The organism is Olsenella sp. HMSC062G07, assembly GCF_001811895.1.
Classification (GTDB): Bacteria; Actinomycetota; Coriobacteriia; order Coriobacteriales; family Atopobiaceae; genus Olsenella_F; species Olsenella_F massiliensis.
The window spans coordinates 1-4,874 of the sequence record NZ_KV806948.1; the positions used below are offsets into that span (position 1 = coordinate 1).

A 4,874-nucleotide genomic window follows, 5' to 3' on the forward strand; every position below is an offset into this window, starting at 1 on the left:
CGGGGGCCTCCTCAACGACGGCTTCGCCAAGCAGAACGCTCACAGGAGTTTCAAGTGTTTCCGAGAGAGCGATGAGCATGTCGGCATCGGGCACCGACCTGCCCTGCTCCCACTTGGATACTGTTTGACGGACGACGTTTAGCCTGATGGCGAGCTCTTCCTGCGAAAGGCCCTTTGCCTTCCTGAAAGCCTTGATGTTCTCGTTCAACATACGAACGACCTCCTTTCCAGCTGTTCGCCGTCCTTTTTATATGCCGCACAACCCCGTTGCCGCAAGCAACGGGTCTTAACATGCGTATATGTAACCGCATTGCCAATGCTTCACGGCCTAGCATGATTCCATATTCAATTCGAGCGCAGTAAAATTTGCTTCAAAGCCAACCTGGCGAAATCACTAGGGATTATCTCACTAGCAACAGAATCCAAAACCTGCTCCAGGTAGAAATCGGAGTCCTGATAGGTATACTTTCGCTCCCTGAAGGCATCGAGCGTCTCAAGAAGCCTCTCGACAGCCCAAGAGCAATCACGCGGACCCGCAGCAGGCTGCTTGTAAAAGGAGAGGAAAAAGACGAGCGAATTGAAAAGCTCGATAACTGCAAGATATGAACTTGAGGTTGTATTCTCTCGTATCGGTCTATGCGTGCGCCTCTGCGATCTTGGGGTCGATGAAGAGGCTGCGATAATCGATGAGCATATTGATTCCGTCCTTTCAAAACTTGATGAGTAAGATAAAGCGGCAATCGCGCATGGCAGCATTCGGGCTTGGTTCGTCGAGCACGCCGCAAAGCATGGCAACATGCGTGCTATGAGACGCAAGATTGGGATGACCGCGTTCAAGAAGCTTTCTGCTCTTATTGTTTCGTCCGGAAGAAAGAATCTTCAGCGTGAACGAACGTCTCGCTCAAGATTCAACTCGGAGATGGGTTGTTTTGCCTGCGATGTCTGATGCAGTCACCAGCTGATCTTAAAGCAGCATTTACCCAGATCAACGCTGTCACTCTCCACTCAGGATTTGTCACTCTCGGGTCGGGGAGCGCCGCACCCCGTCGGCGCTACTTCAGGCCATGTAGTCAGCTGCGCGCAATCGAACTGCGTTTCCGCAGGTCAGGCCTGTCACTCTTCGATCGGGTGAAAATACTCTCCCCAGGTGACTACAGAGCGTGTAGTCACTGCTGACTACACGGCGACTACATGGTTTTGAAGATAGGAGAGTGGAAGAAGTCCCAGTTCACCTGCCCCGCTGACTACACGAAAACGGGCTATGCAACTATTGAGTGGGAGTAGCGGAAAGGCGCATTTTTCCAGCTAAGCATGCTAAACCCCTCTGCTGGGCTGCGCTCGGCAGAGGGGTTCTCAAAGCCCTTCTAAGCCCTTTCGGACAACACATCCTTGGGCTTTCGACCATGTACAAGTTCAGCGCAAAAAGCATTGCTTCCGTGATGCGCCTGGCTTGGCAAAGCTACAAAACTGTCGACAAGAAATGGAAGTCAAACGAGTCGCCACGGCCATTGCACTCTTCGAAGGATGAGAAGGCTACCTCCTTTGGATCCGGAAGCTGCACTTCGGCCTTCTCCAGCACTTCGATGATGTCTTCGAGGATGCGCAGGCTTTCCTTACCGATGCCGTCAATCTCGGTGTAGGCGTATGCTTCCTCCATATCTCGGATGCCCTCGAGCAAGGCATCCGTCCCAGCGTCGTGATCCTTCAGCAGTGATTTCATGGTGTTGTAGGTCGTCTCATCAAGATGGTCGAAATCGGATTGCTCGAAGGTGGGAAACTCAAAGAGGTACTCGGGCAAAACTTCGAGAACCTCGCTGGCCCATTCGTCCCAGAAGGTGCCTTCGTCGCAGATGGACCAGAGCAGCTTAAAGAGGGGGCGCCAGTCGCGATCTGGATGGATGGTTATAAGGTAATTCTCCGCGCACATAATCGCGTAGCTGATTCGGCCGAGGAGGGAGACTCCCTCGAATTGTTCCATTTTCATATCGTTCCTTTCTAGTCGGTCCAACCCGAGTAGTTTCCTTTGACCCTGCCCCTGAACGCGTGGGTGCAATTAAGGCACGCGGGCCTGTCTTGCCCGAAATGCTTCTCGTCTGCGCAGATGGTCCTGATGCGCAGGTTGTTGATGCGCGCCCCGTCGTTCAACGCCCGATTGACGGCATCCACTTCAGCACAGTTTCCCACCTTGAGATAAAACCACCGCAGTCCCAAATGGCAATAAGAGCCAAACTGGCAAAAGATCAAGTGTCCTATTTTGATAAAAAATAAAATTGAGTCCACGATTGAGATGTGGAGAGTGTATAATTTGAATGTATGACTATCGATCACTAGAGTTGTATGACGTATTCATGCGTAATGAAAGGCGTGAATAATACTCAAAGGTGAAAACAAATCTACAATACTTTGTAAAAAATTATTTGGAACTAATCAAACTGATAGGAAACGTCAGAGAAAGGGAAATCCAACGCTATACCGTAGTTGGGTAAGGTAATTATGAAAACAAAAAAGCATAAAAATGTTATCAGAGGTTTTTCGCTTGTATTGATGTCCCTGATGATTTCGTTTATGTCATGGGCACCAATTACGTATGCCAAAAACTCGCAAGACGAGCCTCAGCCTGAAACGCAAATTGTCCCTCCTGTAAAGGAAGAACCATCAAATATCAAATCCAACGAGGAACAGGGCGATGGTCTAGAGCTTGGGCCGGAGATTGTTGATCAGCCAGTGCGCCAATCAACTTTACCGGCACCGACCATTGGCAAAGTCTTTTACGATGCCACAACTATTTCTGGCGCTAATGTACAACGAAAAAGAGTTGGCAACAAGACTGTAAGATCGACTGTATATGTGACCCTAAAAGATAAGAACGGTAACGAAAAAGCCACTGTTTCCGTTACCCCTAAAAGTGGAACTAGTTGGACGGTAAATCTACCTGGCGGCGTTACTGTTGCGGCAGGCGATACCGTCACTGCCTATCAAACTTTGGATGGCGCTACCTCTGATGTGGTGACCGCAAATGCTCAGCCATCAAAAGCCTTCGAGAATAAAGACAAATTGAAGATGCCCGCCGGCGAAATCTGGATTGAACACACGAACTCCAACCAGATAAATAACGATGAGCAAGCAGAAGCTATTGAAATGCTGAAGAACGCCAATCCGGACATTGCGAATGACTTTGAAAGCGTTGTATTTTCTATCGATGGCACGGATCATGCCTACTATGAAGTGACCTATACCGATAAATCAACCTCTGGGAAAATTGAAGCCCCGGACCTAAAAATCAAAACGGTAACGGAAACATCTGCTGCTCCGACAATACAAAAAGTCCAGGTAACAGATGGACAGATTATCGTTACATTTGATAAAGAGGTTGCCGCAGGTACGAAGTTTTATTTTGTCAACAATTTCACGGATAACGAGGACAATAGTTTCTGTGAAGGTGGAAAATGTATAGTGGACAAATCGACATGGCGAGAGATGTCTCAAGCAGTATCCGTTGACGGCACAAAAGTTACTTTCCCAATCAATGATGATGATTTAGAACTCGGAAAAAAGTTCGGTATTATTGTCAAAGAGCCACATAAATTCCGTTCTTGCGCGAAGTCTGAGCCGGTAATAACAGCCCCCGCCAAAGTCGCCGTAAGAGATCCCAGAAAGCTAACTGATGACGATAAAAAAGCCATCGATAAAGCCATTCGAGATGCCAATACGGTAAATGGTAAGTCTAAACTCCCCGATGGAACTGGATTTATAGACGATCCTGCGTTTATCGAGTTTGATAAAGACGGTAACGTTACAATAATCAGTCCTAATGATGTGGAAGTTGCTGATTGGGATAATAACGGCAATCCGATTTACGCAAAAAATCCTGATGGAACCTATAAAGTAAACGATGGGGCCAAAGTCACTAAATTCCCTGCTAAAGATCTGGTGAAGAATCTAAAACCTGATTCTCCCAAGATTGCCGTTAATACCGACGATGGAAAAGTCACTATTACCCCGCCTGCCTATGAAAACGCAGGTGATGATACCGACTTGGCGTCCTACACGATTACGTATAAGGACGAATCGGGAGCGGAGAAAACCGTCACCGCAACGAGAACCGTAGACGCTACAGGTAAGACCACGTGGACATCGGATGGCGCAACGGTCGATGCGAATACTGGGGTAGTAACCCTGGAGATTAAAGATTTAGCTGTCGGCGACACCATTACGGCAAAAGCAAAAGATAATGGTGGTCTTGAGGGTGACACTGAAGAGCTTGAATCAGATCTGGCAAGCAAGACTCTCGAAACTGCCACTGTTAGCTACAACGGTAACGGCGGCACCGGCGAAATGAAAGGCAAGAAGCTAAACAAGGGCTCAAAATACAAGATTTTGAGTAATGCTTTCACTGCCCCTGAAAATCAGGAATTTGACACTTGGGAAGTGAATGGCAAAAAACTAGCGCCAGGCACTGAGATTACGGTTGACAAAGATACGCAAGTCACAGCAATTTGGAAGGAGGGCCGGGTCAAGCTAAAAATCACTACATCCGTAACAAACGGAACCATTGATCCGAGCTGTGATGCGTATAAGGGAGACAACAAGACCATAAACTATGCACCAAAGGATGGTTACAAGCTAAAGAGCGTAACCGTTGATGGCGCGGAAGTAGATATATCTCAGTATTCAAGTAGCTATACCTTTACGAATCTCGATAAAAACCATGAAATAGCCGTTGTGTATGAACTCCCTACGTACACAGTGACCTATAACTGGGATGGAGAGGCACCGGAGGGAAAGGCTGTTCCAAAAGATACAGGCAGCTACCACAAGGGTGATCACTACACCGTAGATACCACCTACAAGGCGGGCGACACGGCAGAGGGCGA

Annotated in this window: 2 protein-coding genes and 1 pseudogene; 1 reads left to right on the plus strand and 2 read right to left on the minus strand. The window is 47.9% G+C overall.

All coding sequences use genetic code 11. The features are described 5' to 3' along the window. A partial coding sequence (locus HMPREF2826_RS03235; protein ID WP_148138318.1) for a helix-turn-helix domain-containing protein occupies positions 1 to 211 on the minus strand: 211 nt, incomplete at its 3' end. A gap of 1,248 nt (positions 212 to 1,459) precedes the next feature. After that, positions 1,460 to 1,978: a hypothetical protein gene (locus tag HMPREF2826_RS03240; RefSeq protein WP_148138319.1), complete on the minus strand. Its 519-nt coding sequence runs from the start codon at positions 1,976 to 1,978 to the stop codon at positions 1,460 to 1,462. 500 nt (positions 1,979 to 2,478) lie between these two features. Here HMPREF2826_RS03240 and HMPREF2826_RS09045 point away from each other — a divergent pair. Further along, positions 2,479 to 4,874, plus strand: a pseudogene (locus tag HMPREF2826_RS09045) (hypothetical protein); the annotation flags it as partial.